The following is a 14,837-nucleotide window of genomic DNA, read 5'->3' as shown; positions in this document are numbered from 1 at the left end:
ACTCCTACTTCTTAAGGCGAAGCTTTCGCGCCTTCTTTCCCTTCCGCAGGTACTCGTCCAGCGTCGCTTCAGCGGCGGTGCTTTCCATCGCATGGAGCACTCCATAGGTGAAAGCGCCGTTGCTGACGCCTGGCGCGGACCCCAGCTTCAGCAGTTCCGTTTGGGCCACGACGCTGTCCTGATGGTCGCCAAGGATCGATTGAATCCTGTGGGCGGCATCCTCCAGCTTCACCGCGGGTTTGCCGTGGATGGCCTCCACTGCCGCTGCGGCAAAACGCAACTTTTTGGCGGCCTTCCGAACTTCGTGGAACGCCGTGTCGCGTTGAGGCCCGACGGCGGCTCCCACCGCTGCGTCATGCCGTTTGCGGAGCCTTTTGCCGGCTTTGTTGACGAGCCTTGCCGTGGCCTTCTTCGCCGGCGCGGAAGCCTCTGATGTCAGCGGCGGATGATTAAGAAAGGACTCCAGATTGTCCAGCAACGTGAAGTAGCGCGGGCTGTTCAACCGGTTCTTCACGGCAGACATCGCATTCCGGGCCCTCAGGGTCATTCGCTCTTCCAACTCGTCCCCGAGCTGACCCAGAACAAGCTTCCCCGGCAATTGATCGAGGCTGACCTTCAACCGTTCGTGCAAAACCTCCACATCGCGGTACCGGCCAAGTGTCTTTGCAAGCGATTTCAGCTCCCTTTCCAGATCCTTCACCGCGGCCTGCGCAAAAAGCTCGCTATAACCATGCAGCACTGCACGGATTCGGCGAATCTGGGACCTCATTTGGTGGACTGAATCGTCCCGGGCGAGGCGTACGTGGGAGTCCTGGAGGAGCATCTCAGCCACCTGCTCCTCCAGATAACGGAGCACTGGTGTCACTGCAGGACTACTACCGCTGGGCGCTTCACGTTCTGTCTGTTCCAACGTAGGCCAAGCATCGCCCAACGCAGTAGCCAGCTTGGAGGTACGCTGGCTCGGCTTTGCTCCGGCCTGGGAAAGTTGCTGTGTCAGTGTGCCCAGCAGGGTGTCGTCACCGTCGTCAGTTCCATCCGGTGCCAGCTCCACCTCCCATTCCCGCCAAGTCATATCGCGCGGTTCGCCGAGCATCGACCGGGCGCGAACGCGGTCATCCACAAAGTCGGCCATGCGGTGGCCATCCTTGCCGTACAAGGAGTAGCTGGTACGTTCCGTGTTCAGAGTTGCGATGGCGGCCACTGCATGACCCCGGGTGTAGGCCAGTATGCGGTCCATGAGTTCAACCGGGACGGTATCGGCAGTACCCAAAGGTGCCTGAGTCTCCGTTCGCCGTCCCGCGCTATGTGGGAGCTTCAAGTGCCAGCCTGCATCGGGTCCGCCCGTGCGGCGGCGCAGCGTGATCCCGCGGGCGGCGAGGGCCAAATGCCGTGTATCGAAGTAGACGGCTTCCAGGTTGTACGTGCCAGGCTCGCCCACACGGCTTACGCCGTCAATCGCGTCAAGGCGTGGCAGCGGCGTGGACGGTTCGGCGTCGAATTTCTGCTCAGCTTCCACACTCCAAGACGTTGCCATCGCTGTCAGAACTCCTTCTGCCGTTGATCTTAGCTATGCCGCGAGGGCCGGCCCTTGTGGTGGCCGGCCCTCGCTAGGACTACTGATGATTCGATATCCAGTTTGAGCCAGTCCTCAGCCTGGCGCCAGAGTGCCTAGAGACCAGGAGCGCGCGGCTGGGGCGGCTCGGCAGGCCCCTCATTGGCCGCGGGGGCTGAGAGATCCGGGTCGACGGACGGGAATTCGGCTGTTGCCACTCCCCTGCTACCAAAAGGTTCACCGGTGTCATCAACATCGCCCCCGGACACCGTGCCGCGCCAAGCACCCGTTTCATGGCCTTGGGCTTCAATGAACTTCTTGAACTTGTCCAGATCCGCGCCAACCCGGAGGCTGTCCGCACCAAGGGCTGAACCCGCCTTCTCAGCAAGGCCCTCGGGTTCCCAGACAATCTCAACGTTCACCCGCGTGCGGCTGGCGTCGAGGGGCTCAAAGCTTACGGTGCCGCCGTTGCGGGGCCCGTCAACGCTGGCCCAGCTCACCAAGGTATCCGGGACTTGCTCGATGATCTGCGCGTTGTACTCGCGCTTCACTCCACCCACATTGGTTGAAAAGTGCAGGCCGGTCTCGTCAATCTGCTGTACGGCCTCCACTCCATTCATGAACTGGGGGAACGCCTCAAACTGTGTCCACTGGTTGTAGGCGACAGATACGGGGACATCCACTTCGACTGATTTATGGACGGTAGCCATAGATTTTGCTCCTTCGATCTCGTCTCGGGTGCTCATGCTGTACTGCTGGTGGCGCGCCAGCCAGCTGGCTGCTTAACCAGTGGCGCGCCTGTCTAAAGCGCGCCAGCCAAAGCTCTTAGCCGGCGTCGAAACTTTCTTCGTCATCGTCGTTGGGAGACTCTTCCTCAGGAAGGTCGTTTCCGCTTCCGTCCGGAAGGTTGCCGTCATTGCCGTCAGGCAACGAGGACTGCTCCGCGTGGGCCTGCTCCTCAGTACCGCCGAATCGGCCGGCACCGGGCTCGCCCGCACTGTCTGAGTCCTCAGGATTCAGGTGGCTGAGGTTTGGCGCGCCAGTGCCCTCTCCGAGGGAAGCCTCCTCGATGTCTTCTTCCACGCGGGGCTGTGCCTGCCCTCCGCCGGCTTCCTGCTCCGCGGTAGGAGTGCCGTAGCCTCCCACTTCCTCTTCCGGTGTGGCATTCTGCTTGTCCATGTGAACTGTCCTTTCCCTGAGCGGTGGAACGTGTTAATGGAACACTTCGAACCTATAAGGCCCCTTGGTGGCATGTCCATGCCTTTGACGATAATAGTCAGCAAACTTAGTAAAAGGCTATTCGGGGGCTAGGATGCCGCCGCGGGTGGGATGCCATCACGGCAGGCGCCATCAGCGCGCGCGGCGTGAGCGGGCGGGCTTGAGCGGGCGCGGGCTTGAGTGCGCGCGGGCGCCAACGCGCCAACGAGGTGTCCTGCGGATCTACTTATGACGGCTGTGGAATCTCACAGCCACCCTGAGGATCCAAGCCTGTGTAATTCAGCGGGCCGGCAACGATATTCAGCGCTATGGTGGCAAACTGCGAACACTGCGCGGGCGGTGATGTGAAATATCCCCGCTGACCGGCAGCAATAGCTCCAATAATGAGCCACACCACCACCAACAACCCGATGATTGAACCGATTCGCATCTTTTTCCCAATCGCTAAGACAAGGCCCGGCAATTAGCAGCAAACCACAGATCCTGGTTTGCCATGAGAGCGCGGCCACGGACGGGATATCTCCTGCTCGCGGCCGCGCTGGTGCCGATCAATCCGTAGGATTTGTTTCGGTAGTCAGACCACGCGGGTCCGCGGTCTTCTCGTCCTTTTCTTCGGCTGGTCCGGGCGGACTGGCCGATTCGCTGGGACCGGTATCGACGGCGTCGTCCGGACTTTCCGACGAAGCATCACCTGCAGGCACTTGGCTGCTCTGGCCGGGCGTCCCCGGATCCCTGGGAATAGGGTTGCCGGGGGTGGTGGTCCCATCGCGAACTTGGGCAAAACCTGCAACTTCGCTTGGGTCTGTTGTCATACGCGCGACCGGCCTCGGCCTACTACCCAGCCAATCAGTGCCAGCACCAGCAGGATGATTCCCACCCACAGCAGGAAGCTGAGGGCCTGATTGAATCCGCCTACCAAGAGCAAGATGATCGCTATAACACCGGCGATTATTAAGAGAGTGTTCATTGAGCTACGCATCCCTTTCAATAACTGTTGTCTATTCAGGAAGGCGTCCGCTGGTACTCCATTACTGAAGCGCCACCCATGCCAACGGGCACCGATGAGAGAATTTCTTCCCTATATCGCTTACGTACCCCCACGGAATTAGTTCAAACGGACCCTCTGCCCGTGAAGGGGTACGTACATAGCATCATGATAGGCGCGCATTAGGCCGGAACGAAGTATTCAGAGAGGAAACTTAGTAGCCCTTTGTGGAGAACGCCCCCAAGGCGCGGCTGATCTCCAAAGCAGTCCCCGCCGCCGCCTCGCCGTACTCCTGGTACTTGGCCGGAACAATTCTGCTTGATGGTCCGGAAATGGAGATAGAGCCCGCCGCAACACCGCCCGTGCCCAACAAGGGAACACCGATTGATGTGATTCCTGTGCTGAGGCCTTGCTCGTTGATGGAGTACCCCCGGGCCCTGGTGTCTGCGATCATCGCCCGAAGCCGGGCAGGGTCTACTACGGTCTGGGGCGTCAAAGCTTCCAGCGGACCGGCCAGATATTCATCCACAAATGCGTCGTCGGCTGCCGAAAGGTAGGCCATCCCCGTGGAGGAAGCGTGCATGGGAAGCCTCGAACCAAGCGGCAGGAACGCCCGGAGAACGTGCGGGGTGTCCAGGCGCTCGATGATCAGCATGTATCCGCGGTCCGGCACGGCCAGGTGAACGGTCTCGGTGGTGTCCAGCTGCAGCGCGTTCAGTGGGCCCATGGCGGCGTCACGAATGACCGAACCGCTGCTTCCACGGCTCGCAACAGCAAAGGCGTGGTTGGTCAGCACCCATTTCCCGGCCTGGGATTCCGACTGAGTCACCCACCCCAATTCACCCAGTGTCCTAAGCATGCGCAGCACCGTCGCCTTGGGTACATCCACCTCGCGGCTCAGCTCGGACAGGCCTGCCGGCTGGTTGTCCGAGACAGCCTCCAATACACGAATCGCCGTGACCACGCTCTGCGTACTCATCCACACTCCTGCTTGACCGACTTCCCTCAGTGCCCTACATTACAGGCGACTTCCCAAAATGAACCAACGGTTCATCCAGTGAACCGATGAAGCAAGCGCAAGTTTTAAGGCACGAAAGGTGCACACCATGCTCAAACCACTCCGCGGGATAACCGTTATCGACCTCAGCCGTGCCCTCGCCGGCCCCTACTGCACCGCGCTCCTGGCCGACATGGGTGCCAGGATCATCAAAGTGGAAAGCGTCAACGGCGGTGACACGGCCCGCCAGTGGCCCCCGTTCCAGGACGGCCATAGCTTGTACTTCGACTCCGTTAACCGCAACAAAGTCTCCGTGTGCATCGACTTCTACTCTGAAGAGGGACGCGAAATCCTCTCAGGCTTGATCGCCGACGCGGACGTCCTGGTGGAAAACTTCAAGCCCGGCACACTGGAGAAAATGAGCTTCACTCCTGCCCGGCTGGAAGAGCTGAACCCGGCGCTCGTAGTGGGGTCCGTGACCGGATTTGGCAACACCGGTCCCCTCAAGGACGACGCCGGCCTGGACCAGGTCATCCAAGGAATGTCCGGGCTGATGTCAGTGACAGGCCCCGGACCGGGCTCGGCCTACCGCGTAGGTGTGCCCATTGTGGACATCACCTCAGGAATGATTTGTGCTTTTGGAATCGTGGCCTCGCTCATGGGTGCACGGAACGGCGAGCGTCCCAGCCGGGTGTCCACTTCCCTGTTGGAAACTGCGCTGAATTTGTCCGCTTTCCAAGGACAGAAGGCACTTAGCCTCGGCGAAGCACCCACACCGCAGGGCAACAACCACCCGGTGATCGCCCCCTACGGCATGTTCGCCACGGCCACGGAGTCCATCAATATTGCCGTGGGAAGCGACAAGCAATGGCGGGCATTTTGCGGCTTGATCGGTGTTCCCGGGGCTGTGGAGGACCCCCGGTTCATTACCGGGGCGGACAGATCAGCCAACAGGGATCAGTTATCGGAACTCATCGAAACAGCCCTCGCGGCCAAATCCGCCGCCGATTGGGTTCCGCTGATCAGCCAGGCCGGGATCCCCTGCGGACCGATTTATGACTACACGCAAGCCCTCGCCTCGGAGCAGGTTGCCGCTTTGGGACTGGTGCAACGCCGCGAGCGCCTGGACGGATCCGAGCTCCCCCTGCTGCGCGGGCCCCTCAGCTTGGATAGCGAGGCCAGCGAAATCCTCTCGCCCCCACCGCTTCTGGGCGAGCACACCGCGGATGTACTGATGGAGTTTGGAATGACGCACGACGACGTCACCCGGCTTGAGCGCGAAGGCCGCATTATGTGCGGGTCGGCAAAGATTGGAGCACAGCGATGACCACGGTTTCCGACGTCAGGGCGGGCCGTATGTCCGTCTCGATCATTAATGGCGTGGCCACCATGGAGATCTGCAACCTGGCACAGCGGAACGCCCTGACCCGGGATATGTGCTTGGAAATCCAGGAACTCATGCCACGACTGGACGCCGATCCGGATGTTGCGGTGGTGGTGCTGAGGGGTGCCGGGGACACGTTCTGCGCCGGGGCTTCCATCAGTGAACTTTCGTCGGTGCTGATGGATCCTCAACCGGACGGCACCTCCGTGGATCATCTCAGTGGGGCCGATGCAGCCATCGCTTCCCTGTCCAAGCCTTCTGTCGCTTTGGTGGATGGCGCCTGCATGGGCGGCGGCTGGCAGATCGCTTCGGCTTGCGACTTCATTATCGCCAACGAGCGTGCCGTGATCGGCTTGACCCCGGCCAAGATCGGGATTATCTACCCCCGCCCGGGCATTGAACGGCTCGTCCGGCTTGTGGGACATGCCAACGCCAAGTACATCCTCCTCAGCGGACTGACGTTCAGCGCAACCGAAGCCCGGACGCTCGGGCTGGCGGCCGACGTCGTGCCTTCCGAATTCTTTGAGGAGAAGTGCGCAGCACTTGTCAGCACGCTGCGGAGCCGCTCCCGGTTCTCCATGCACGCCATGAAAAGACTGATGGACGCCGCCCCATCGGATGTTGATCGGGAATGGGCTGAGGCTTGGTCGGCGATGCCGGACAGCCCGGATATGGGGATCGGCATCAGAGCATTCCTGAACCGCGAGCAGCCTGAGTTCACCTGGCGACCAGCGGCTGAGCCCCACCCTGGGGTGTGATCTGCACCTCAACCGGCACAAGTAGCGCCCTCCCCGCGTTGTACATGGAACGAGTTGTACAGAAGACGAAGGGAGGGCTCATGCTGATTGTTCTGACGGGAATTGACGGCTCAGGAAAAACGACGGCGGCCCGTGCCTTGGTCGATTCGGCTCGCGCTGAAGGACGAAACGCCCTGCTGCTTAGTAATCACGCTGCCCGCCGCCGACTATCGCTGTGGTCTGAACGTTTCGGTTGGCAGCTGCCACCACGCGTATTGGACGTCATTGAAACCGGCGTTCGATTGTTCAACGTGCTGGTCAATCATGCGCGGGCCCGGCAGTTTGATGGCTTGGTGGTGATGGACCGCCATCTCCACTGCCAGCTCGCACTCCGGGAAGCGTACGGCTTGCGGCGTGGGCGGCTGCTTCCGTGGCTGCTGGAAAAGCTACCCGCAGCCGACGTTCACGTTCACTTCGACGCAGATCCCACCGTTGCCCACGCGCGGGTCATGGCACGCGGCACGGACAAGGAAACAGTGGCGGATCTGCGGGCGTTCCGGGAGGCATACCGTTCGCTACCCGAGTATGAAAACTTTGTTGAGGTGGACGCCAACGGCAAACCCGGCGACGCCCTGGCCCAGCTGAACCGGGTCATCACCTCGGCCAGCAAACCCCCCGCCCGCTCTCCCAACTGAGTCGCAGCAGAGCGCGTTTTGACGGCTCAAAACGCGCTCTGCTGCTACCCAGTTGGGCAGCCCGTCACCTTCTGGCCACGTGACCACTTGACTGGTTCCCCATTCCACGACAAGTAGGCTCGCCCCATGCGCACATTTGGCAAACACTCCCATGGAAGTCACCAATGATTTCAGAGGCCCGAATCAGTCGCGGCTCTCAAAAGGTCATCGCTAGCGTGGTGGGCCTGCTCTGTTTCTTCATCATTGCAACGGCCATTCCCAGCGGAGTTCTGATGATGAGCGCAGCGCTGGTTGCGGCGATTGCGCTCCTGACAGTTTCGGTACTCCGAATAAGCGTGACCATCGAAGCGACAGGCCAGAACCTGACGGTCAAATGTCGGCCGTTCTACTCCAAGACAATTCCGCTGCAGGACATCGTTGATGCCTCCCCTGCGCCATCCAGTTCCATGATCGAAGGCTTCGGCGTCCGGTACTTGGGCCAGCGAACGTGGGGGCTGCTGGTCGGCGGTCCGGCCATCGTCCTGGAGACCCCCAGCCGCACGTGGCTCATCTCCACGCAGGACCCCGAGTCCACAGCAGCGTCCATCCTGACCCATGCTGGCAAACTGAGGGACAGATGACGGCCTATTGAGCCCTCAGTAGAGCGTTTGCTGTTACCCAGGTGGGTGCGCAGGTACGTTATTCTCTCGGCCGCATCAGCGGCGGGTTCAGTACCGCGCGGGTGGGCTGGCCCGGCGTCGGACGCGCCTCGGGGGCGAGCCTGAACAGGGCAGCCGGCCGACCGGCGTCGCCCGTTGTCATTCGTCCCGTGTCCTCCAGGAAGCCCGGCGTTCCGGTGGCTTTTCTGTGGAAGTTCCGCGGGTCAAGGCGCGTCCCCCACACTGCCTCGTACACCGCGCGGAGCTGGGCGATGGTGAATTCCTCGTCGCAGAATGCGGCGCCCAGGGGTGAGTATTCGAGTTTGGACTTTGCCCGCTCCAAGGCGTCGTCAAGGATGCGTGCGTGATCGAAGGCCAGCTCAAGCTTCCCGTCAAGGATGTCCCGCACCGGATACCACGCGGCATGTTCAGCGTCGCTGCCCGCCGACAACACCGGAAAGTCCGGTGCCAGGAGCAGGTGCGCCACAGTGAGGACGTCACCGCGGGGGTCGCGCCCCTTCGGGCCGTAACTGCCCAACTGTTCCAGGTGTCCCGGAAGATGCTCGACGCCGGTTTCCTCCGCGAGCTCCCGGCCGGCTGCCTCAAACAGTTCCTCGCCGGCGAGAACGAAACCGCCGGGGAGCGCAGGCTTGCCCTTGAAGGGTTCGATGAGGCGGGTGATGAGAAGGACGTTCAACTCGCCGTCGCGCACAGTCAGGGCGACGACGTCGACCGTCACCGGGAAGCGTTCGGGCGCTGGATGGGATGCAGGCATGCATCAATTCTAGATAGTTATCGTCATGTTGACAATAAAGCTTGGTGACTCTATTGTTTAGTTATCGTCAACTTGACGAGAAACAAACGAAAGAGGCGAACATCATGGCAATCATCAAGCGCTACCCCTGGATCAGCCACTTCCTTGGCAGCCCCACCGGTTACGTCGTACACCTCCAGAAAGGGACAGTCAGGCACCAGGGCGTGGGTCAGGCATTCTTCTTCCGCCCCGCAAACTCCGTCCTCAGCGAGGTTCCTGTGGACGATCAGGAACTGCCCACCCTCTTCCACGCCATCACCCGCGACCACCAGGACGTCAGCGTTCAGGCCAACGTAACCTACCGCTTCATTGATCCCGTGGCCGTCTCCACCCGACTCGACTTCGGGCTCCAGACCGCCGGCAAAGCACCTGCAACCGGACGCGAGCAGGTGTCCACCATCATCGGCCAGCTCTGCCAGAGCCACGCGATCGACCAGATCGCCACCACCACACTGGCCGAAGCATTGGCACGCGGAGTCAGCCAACTCCGTCTGGTGCTGACCGACGCACTCCGTGCCGACGCGAGGCTCCAGTCCACCGGCATCGAAATCCTCGGCGTGCAGGTACTGGCCATCCGACCCGAGGCCGACGTCGAACGTGCGCTGCAGACTCCAGTGCGCGAACAACTCCAAGCCGAAGCGGACCGGGCTGTGTACGAGAGGCGGGCAGTCGCCGTCGAACGCGAACGCACTATTTCCGAAAACGAGATGGCGAGCCAGATTGAACTCGCCGTCCGGCGGGAGAACTTGGTGGCCCAGGAGGGTGCCAACGCCCGCCGCGCCGCCGAAGAGAAAGCTGCCGCCGGTCTGATTGAGGCACAGGGTTCAGCTGAACGAAAAGGTATTGGCGCCGAGGCTGAAGCACACCAGATCCGGTTGGTGGGCGAAGCAGCAGCGGCCCGCGAAGCAGCAACCATGGAGGTCTACCGCGGCATGGAACAGGCCACGCTCCTCGCGTTGGCACTCAAGGATGCGGCCGGCAGCCTGCCGAACATCGGGAACCTCACCATTACCCCGGACCTGCTCAGCGGAGCACTTGCCGGACTGTTCAAGGAACCCGTCGCTACTGTAGAAGCCACCAAGTAAGGACACGTCATGGCAACCCCGCGCATCGTCATCGTCCACCGGCGGACCGAACTCCAGGAACTCCTGGACCGGCATGCCACCCGGGGCCAGGCCGAGTTTTTCCTCCGCACCCGTGGCCGCAGCATCCAGGACGTACAGGACCGGCACGACCGCCTGACTGACGCGCTGGCAACCATCAGGGCTTCCGTACCATCTGATTGGCGGCAAGCCGAGGTGGAACGCGCAGACCTCAGCCGGTTCCTGCTCACCGCCGAGGACATTATCGCCGTGGTAGGTCAGGATGGACTCGTGGCGAACGTTGCCAAGTACCTGAATGGCCAGCCGGTGATCGGCATCGATCCTGAGCCAGGCGCAAACCCGGGCGTACTGGTCCGGCACACCCCCGCAGCGGCCGCAGCACTTATGGCTAGTGGCGACGCTGCCCGCCTTCGCTGCCAAAATCTCACCACCGTGACGGCAACCCTCGACGACGGTCAGCAGCTTTCGGCGCTCAACGAGGTTTTCATCGGGCACGCCTCACACCAATCCGCCAAGTACTCCATCACCGTTCCGAGCTTCACGGTTCCAGGCGGGCAGAACGAGCGGCAGTCGTCGTCGGGCCTTATCGTTTCCACGGGCACCGGCGCCACGGGCTGGTGCGCCTCGATCGCCTTGGAACGGGGCGGGCGCGCCCTGCCTGCTCCGAGCGATCCGCGGCTTGCGTGGTTCGTCCGCGAAGCATGGCCTTCACCCGTCACCGGCGCCTCCCTGACGGAAGGTGTCCTGGAAGCCGGGGAGGTTCTTCGGATTACCGTTGCTTCCGATCAGCTGGTGGTCTTTGGCGATGGCATGGAAGATGACCGGCTGACGGCGTCGTGGGGACAGGAGATTGCGATTCAGTTAGGGCAGAGGCCTCTGCGGCTGGTGGCATGACATCCACTGACCCAGCCGATTGATAGGCATAAACTATCGGAGCCCCCACCCAGGATCCGAAGGAAACCCATGGACACGCGAAAGCTCAAGTACTTCCTCGCCGTCGTCGATCATGACGGGTTCAACCGGGCAGCCGAGCATCTCCTCATTGCGCAACCGTCGCTGTCCCAGACCATAGCCGGCCTGGAGAAGGAACTCGGCGTTCCGCTCTTCCACCGCATCGGCAGGCGGGCCGTGCTGAGCGAGGCGGGCAAGGAGTTGGTGGGACCAGCCAGGCTGGTGATGCGGGACCTGGATGCAGCACAGGCAGCCGTCCAGTCCCTGCGGGGGATCCGCAGCGGGAAGCTGGACATCATCACCATGCCCTCCCCGGGAATCGAGCCCCTGACCTCCATGATCTCGGCGTTCACGCAACGCCATCCGTCCGTTCGGCTCAATGTTGGTGCGGCTTTCACTCCGGAGGAAGTGATCGAGTCGGTGCGCAGCGGCAGCCACGAGGTAGGGCTGGCCGGTTCTTCGACGCCGGTGAAGGTACCCGGCGTCGAGGTCCTTGAACTGGAGCGGCAACCGCTCATCCTAATCGTCAATCCACGGGCGGACACGTTCCCCTCCACCCACACAGCGATCCAGCGCGAGGAACTCGGCGGCCACCGGCTGATCGCCAGCCAGCGGGGATCACTCATGCGCTGGCTCGTGGATGATGCGTTGGCCCATGGCGTGGAGGTGGAGATCGTGGTGGAAGTTGCCCACCGGACCTCCATATTGCCGCTGGTCCTGGCCGGTGTGGGGCATGCCGTGATGCCGTCGTCGTGGGCGCCCACTGCTCATAAGGCCGGGCTCCGGACCTTGCTGGTGGAACCGGTGAACTACCTGGATGTCGCGGTGCTCAGCCGGAAGGAGAACCTCACCCCTGCGGCCAAGGCCTTCCTACAGGTTGCTGCCTCCCACACCGCCAGCACTGCTGGGACCAGGGAGTGATAGGTAGTACCTATCAGCCGTATCGAAACCTGGTCTTGGACGCCGACTACCCCTCCGCCGTCTACTTGAAGAGGAAGAACAGTGTGACCCGGCTAACAGGCTCACTGCTAACAAACTCAACGAGGAGGTAGGCATGAGCGCCACCCAGAAATTCAGCATCGCATCTATCCCCGCCGACGGCGTAGGCAAGGAAGTTGTTTCCGCCGGCCGCCGCGTATTGGACGCTCTGGCTGAGAACTCCAACGGCAAGTTCGCGTTCGACTGGACCGAATTTCCGTGGGGATCGGAGTACTACGCAAAGACCGGGCTCATGATGGATCCCAAGGGCCTGGAAGCCCTGAAGGACTTTGACGCCATCTACTTTGGAGCCGTTGGCTGGGAGAACGTACCGGACCACATCAGCCTCTGGGGCCTGCGGCTGAACATCACGCAGAACTTTGACCAGTGGGCCAACATCCGCCCGGTCAAATTCCTCCCCGGCGTCCAGTCCCCACTCCGCAAGGCTGACAACACCGAACTCGACTGGGTGGTTGTCCGCGAGAACAGCGAAGGCGAATATGCCGGCCTTGGTGGTCGCAACCTGAGCGGCCGAGGCCCCGGCAACGAAGTCGCCCTTCAGACTGCGCTCTTTACCGAAAAGGGCTGCGAGCGCATCATGCGTTTCGCGTTCGACCTCGCCCGGACCCGCACCGTGAAGAAGGTTTCCTCGGTCACCAAGTCCAACGCGCAGCAGTACGGCATGGTGCTCTGGGACGAAGTCTTCAACCGCGTGGCCCTGGACTACCCGGATGTCCAGACCGAGAGCGTGCTGGTCGATGCGATGAGCGCCAAATTCATCCTCAAGCCCGAGGACCTGTCGGTGGTGGTTGCGTCCAATCTCAATGCCGATATCCTCTCGGACCTCGGTTCGGCACTGGCCGGCAGCCTGGGCCTGGCCGCCAGCGCCAACCTGAACCCGGAGCGACGCTTCCCGTCCATGTTCGAGCCGGTCCACGGCAGCGCACCGGACATCGCCGGCCAGGGCATCAGCAACCCGATCGGTGCGATCGCCAGCGCCGCGCTCATGCTGGACCACTTCGGCCTGCATGAGGAAGCCCGCCGTGTGGAGGCCGCCATCGAAGCCGCCACCGGTTCAGGCCACTTGACCCGCGACGTCGGCGGCGACGCCACTACCGAGGATGTCACCGAGGCCATCATCAAGGCACTGGTCACCACTCTCGCAACCGTCTAAAGCGCGGACTCAAACGTTCGACGGCGGCCGGCCCGCCGCCGTCGAACGTTCCCTTCAGTTTTCACTCCAGAGACATTCCACAACGAGGTAGGAATCATGGACCACAGCAGCACCCACGGCGCAGCCGCTTCCGGCACATCAGCCACTTCAGGCACCAAGGCGCCACCAAAGACCCGCTGGTACAGGCAGTTGTACTTCTGGGTATTGACCGCAATCGTTGTCGGCATCCTGGTCGGATGGCTTGCCCCCGCGGCCGGCATCGCCATGGAACCGATCGGCACCACGTTCGTGGATGCGATGAAGATGCTCATCGGACCCATTGTCTTCCTGACCATCGTGGGTGGCATCGCCAGCGTGGCCGACCTAAAGAAGGTGGGAATGACGGGCTTGAAAGCCCTGACCTACTTCCAGATCGGGACCATCTGCGCCATGCTTTTCGGCCTCGTGGCCATCAACATCTTCCGGCTCGGTGACGGCGTAAACGCAGATGCGAGCACCATCGAAACCTCCGACTCCGCAGCCAAGCTGATCGACGCCGGCCAGCACCAGGAATGGTGGCAGTTCCTCACGCACATCATCCCCGAAAGCATGGTCTCGCCCTTCGTTGAAGGCAACATCCTGCAGATCATCTTCATCGCAGTGATCTTCGGCATCGCCCTGAACGCCATGGGCAAGGTCGGTGCCCCCGTGCTGGACGGCGTCCAACGCCTCACCAGCGTGATGTTCAAAATTCTGGGCTTCATCATGAAGGCCGCCCCGCTGGGTGCCTTCGGGGCCATGGCCTACGCCGTGGGCAAATACGGGGTCTCCTCACTGACCAGCATGGGCGGACTGATCGCCCTGTTCTACGTCACCTCGATCCTGTTCGTCGTGATCGTCCTCGGCTCCGTCATGGCGTTCCTGAAGCTGAACATCTTCACCATGATCCGCCACCTCAAAGAGGAATACATGCTCATCCTGGGCACCTCCACCGCCGAGCCAGCCCTCCCCGGCCTGATGCGCAAGCTGGAGCACGCCGGCGTGAAGAAGGAGACCGTTGGCCTGGTAGTCCCCACCGGCTACAGCTTCAACCTGGACGGCGCCGCGATTTACCTCTCCCTCGCCGCCCTCTACATCGCCCAGGCCACCAACACGGACCTCACCATCGGCCAGCAACTGGGCCTCCTCGCCGTCATGCTCCTGACCTCCAAGGGCGCGGCAGGCGTTGCGGGCGGCGGGTTCATCGCCCTCACCGCAACACTGACCACCCTTGGCACCATCCCCGCGGCCGGCATCATGCTCATCTTCGGCATCGACAAGTTCATGTCCGAATGCCGCGCCTTGGTGAACTTCACCGGCAACGCCGTCGCCACGCTCTTCATCGCCTGGTGGGACCGCACCCTCGACGCCGACCGCGCCCGCCGGGTCTTCCGCGGCGAAACGGTAGATCCGTTGCCCGCCGGGGACCCCGTCCACGCTGACCGGGTCACCGACATCGACGACGACCTGATCGAGTATGGGCACCACGGGCCAAAGGACCCCTCATCTGGTGCGGGACCAGCCTCGGACCATGGACCATCGAGGCCAGCCGCCTCAGCCGACCGCCGCCCCGCCTACTCGGAGACCGTCTGA

16 protein-coding genes are annotated in these 14,837 nt (G+C 62.2%); 9 read left to right on the top strand and 7 right to left on the bottom strand.

Annotated features, from left to right (window positions below; translation table 11 throughout):
* Window positions 1-4 precede the first annotated feature (4 nt).
* The 6 genes from HAV21_RS15465 to HAV21_RS15435 all read right to left on the bottom strand — a co-directional run bounded on the left by HAV21_RS15465 (window position 5) and on the right by HAV21_RS15435 (window position 4,734).
* Window positions 5-1,534 (bottom strand): CYTH and CHAD domain-containing protein, encoded by a 1,530-nt coding sequence (locus tag HAV21_RS15465; protein ID WP_166842353.1) that lies wholly within the window; start codon window positions 1,532-1,534, stop codon window positions 5-7.
* 134 nt (window positions 1,535-1,668) lie between these two features.
* Window positions 1,669-2,262, bottom strand: a complete 594-nt coding sequence (locus HAV21_RS15460) for an SRPBCC family protein (protein WP_166842352.1) — start codon at window positions 2,260-2,262, stop codon at window positions 1,669-1,671.
* 115 nt (window positions 2,263-2,377) lie between these two features.
* Window positions 2,378-2,731, bottom strand: coding sequence for a hypothetical protein (locus HAV21_RS15455; RefSeq protein ID WP_166842351.1), 354 nt, complete (start codon window positions 2,729-2,731; stop codon window positions 2,378-2,380).
* Window positions 2,732-3,318: 587 nt separating this feature from the next.
* The gene (locus HAV21_RS15445; RefSeq protein WP_142937947.1) at window positions 3,319-3,582 is read right to left on the bottom strand and encodes a hypothetical protein; all 264 of its coding nucleotides are present in this window, start codon (window positions 3,580-3,582) and stop codon (window positions 3,319-3,321) included.
* The gene (locus HAV21_RS15440) at window positions 3,579-3,737 is read right to left on the bottom strand and encodes a hypothetical protein (protein ID WP_018778776.1); all 159 of its coding nucleotides are present in this window, start codon (window positions 3,735-3,737) and stop codon (window positions 3,579-3,581) included. The genes HAV21_RS15445 and HAV21_RS15440 overlap by 4 nt, the downstream gene beginning before the upstream one ends.
* Window positions 3,738-3,969: 232 nt before the next feature.
* On the bottom strand, window positions 3,970-4,734 hold the full coding sequence (locus tag HAV21_RS15435) for an IclR family transcriptional regulator (RefSeq protein WP_142937946.1): 765 nt from the start codon (window positions 4,732-4,734) through the stop codon (window positions 3,970-3,972).
* A gap of 127 nt (window positions 4,735-4,861) precedes the next feature.
* On the opposite strand from HAV21_RS15435, the gene HAV21_RS15430 reads away from it, so the two are divergent.
* The 4 genes from HAV21_RS15430 to HAV21_RS15415 all read left to right on the top strand — a co-directional run bounded on the left by HAV21_RS15430 (window position 4,862) and on the right by HAV21_RS15415 (window position 8,188).
* Window positions 4,862-6,079 carry a CoA transferase gene (locus tag HAV21_RS15430; protein ID WP_166842350.1) on the top strand — a complete coding sequence of 406 codons (1,218 nt, stop codon included), beginning with the start codon at window positions 4,862-4,864 and terminating at the stop codon, window positions 6,077-6,079.
* On the top strand, window positions 6,076-6,894 hold the full coding sequence (locus HAV21_RS15425) for an enoyl-CoA hydratase/isomerase family protein (protein WP_166842349.1): 819 nt from the start codon (window positions 6,076-6,078) through the stop codon (window positions 6,892-6,894). The genes HAV21_RS15430 and HAV21_RS15425 overlap by 4 nt, the downstream gene beginning before the upstream one ends.
* Window positions 6,895-6,974: 80 nt before the next feature.
* The gene (locus HAV21_RS15420) at window positions 6,975-7,568 is read left to right on the top strand and encodes an AAA family ATPase (protein WP_166842348.1); all 594 of its coding nucleotides are present in this window, start codon (window positions 6,975-6,977) and stop codon (window positions 7,566-7,568) included.
* 164 nt (window positions 7,569-7,732) lie between these two features.
* The gene (locus HAV21_RS15415; RefSeq protein ID WP_166842347.1) at window positions 7,733-8,188 is read left to right on the top strand and encodes a hypothetical protein; all 456 of its coding nucleotides are present in this window, start codon (window positions 7,733-7,735) and stop codon (window positions 8,186-8,188) included.
* A 58-nt stretch (window positions 8,189-8,246) separates the two neighbouring features.
* On the opposite strand, the gene HAV21_RS15410 is transcribed toward HAV21_RS15415, so the two are convergent.
* Window positions 8,247-8,981, bottom strand: a complete 735-nt coding sequence (locus HAV21_RS15410; RefSeq protein WP_166842346.1) for an NUDIX domain-containing protein — start codon at window positions 8,979-8,981, stop codon at window positions 8,247-8,249.
* A 104-nt stretch (window positions 8,982-9,085) separates the two neighbouring features.
* Here HAV21_RS15410 and HAV21_RS15405 point away from each other — a divergent pair, with 104 nt between their 5' ends.
* The 5 genes from HAV21_RS15405 (at window position 9,086) to dctA (ending at window position 14,837) form a co-directional block, all read left to right on the top strand.
* On the top strand, window positions 9,086-10,105 hold the full coding sequence (locus HAV21_RS15405) for an SPFH domain-containing protein (protein WP_166842345.1): 1,020 nt from the start codon (window positions 9,086-9,088) through the stop codon (window positions 10,103-10,105).
* A gap of 9 nt (window positions 10,106-10,114) precedes the next feature.
* Entirely contained in the window at window positions 10,115-11,017 is a 903-nt protein-coding gene (locus tag HAV21_RS15400; RefSeq protein ID WP_166842344.1) for an NAD(+)/NADH kinase, read from the top strand.
* 69 nt (window positions 11,018-11,086) lie between these two features.
* The gene (locus tag HAV21_RS15395; RefSeq protein ID WP_142937938.1) at window positions 11,087-11,995 is read left to right on the top strand and encodes a LysR family transcriptional regulator; all 909 of its coding nucleotides are present in this window, start codon (window positions 11,087-11,089) and stop codon (window positions 11,993-11,995) included.
* A gap of 133 nt (window positions 11,996-12,128) precedes the next feature.
* On the top strand, window positions 12,129-13,226 hold the full coding sequence (locus HAV21_RS15390; RefSeq protein WP_142937937.1) for a tartrate dehydrogenase: 1,098 nt from the start codon (window positions 12,129-12,131) through the stop codon (window positions 13,224-13,226).
* A 96-nt stretch (window positions 13,227-13,322) separates the two neighbouring features.
* Complete coding sequence (gene dctA / locus HAV21_RS15385; protein WP_166842343.1) at window positions 13,323-14,837, top strand: C4-dicarboxylate transporter DctA; 1,515 nt, start codon at window positions 13,323-13,325, stop codon at window positions 14,835-14,837.

Source organism: Paenarthrobacter sp. MSM-2-10-13, assembly GCF_011605365.1.
Taxonomy (GTDB): Bacteria; Actinomycetota; Actinomycetes; order Actinomycetales; family Micrococcaceae; genus Arthrobacter.
The sequence above is the reverse complement of the archived record's forward strand: the minus strand, read 5'-3'. Positions and strand labels throughout refer to the sequence as shown.

Coding starts and splice junctions, on each gene's coding strand:
- HAV21_RS15465 (WP_166842353.1), bottom strand. CDS start 1,534: ATGGCAACGTCTTGGAGTGTGGAAGCTGAGCAGAAATTCGACGCCGAA.
- HAV21_RS15460 (WP_166842352.1), bottom strand. CDS start 2,262: ATGGCTACCGTCCATAAATCAGTCGAAGTGGATGTCCCCGTATCTGTC.
- HAV21_RS15455 (WP_166842351.1), bottom strand. CDS start 2,731: ATGGACAAGCAGAATGCCACACCGGAAGAGGAAGTGGGAGGCTACGGC.
- HAV21_RS15445 (WP_142937947.1), bottom strand. CDS start 3,582: ATGACAACAGACCCAAGCGAAGTTGCAGGTTTTGCCCAAGTTCGCGAT.
- HAV21_RS15440 (WP_018778776.1), bottom strand. CDS start 3,737: ATGAACACTCTCTTAATAATCGCCGGTGTTATAGCGATCATCTTGCTC.
- HAV21_RS15435 (WP_142937946.1), bottom strand. CDS start 4,734: ATGAGTACGCAGAGCGTGGTCACGGCGATTCGTGTATTGGAGGCTGTC.
- HAV21_RS15430 (WP_166842350.1), top strand. CDS start 4,862: ATGCTCAAACCACTCCGCGGGATAACCGTTATCGACCTCAGCCGTGCC.
- HAV21_RS15425 (WP_166842349.1), top strand. CDS start 6,076: ATGACCACGGTTTCCGACGTCAGGGCGGGCCGTATGTCCGTCTCGATC.
- HAV21_RS15420 (WP_166842348.1), top strand. CDS start 6,975: ATGCTGATTGTTCTGACGGGAATTGACGGCTCAGGAAAAACGACGGCG.
- HAV21_RS15415 (WP_166842347.1), top strand. CDS start 7,733: ATGATTTCAGAGGCCCGAATCAGTCGCGGCTCTCAAAAGGTCATCGCT.
- HAV21_RS15410 (WP_166842346.1), bottom strand. CDS start 8,981: ATGCCTGCATCCCATCCAGCGCCCGAACGCTTCCCGGTGACGGTCGAC.
- HAV21_RS15405 (WP_166842345.1), top strand. CDS start 9,086: ATGGCAATCATCAAGCGCTACCCCTGGATCAGCCACTTCCTTGGCAGC.
- HAV21_RS15400 (WP_166842344.1), top strand. CDS start 10,115: ATGGCAACCCCGCGCATCGTCATCGTCCACCGGCGGACCGAACTCCAG.
- HAV21_RS15395 (WP_142937938.1), top strand. CDS start 11,087: ATGGACACGCGAAAGCTCAAGTACTTCCTCGCCGTCGTCGATCATGAC.
- HAV21_RS15390 (WP_142937937.1), top strand. CDS start 12,129: ATGAGCGCCACCCAGAAATTCAGCATCGCATCTATCCCCGCCGACGGC.
- dctA (WP_166842343.1), top strand. CDS start 13,323: ATGGACCACAGCAGCACCCACGGCGCAGCCGCTTCCGGCACATCAGCC.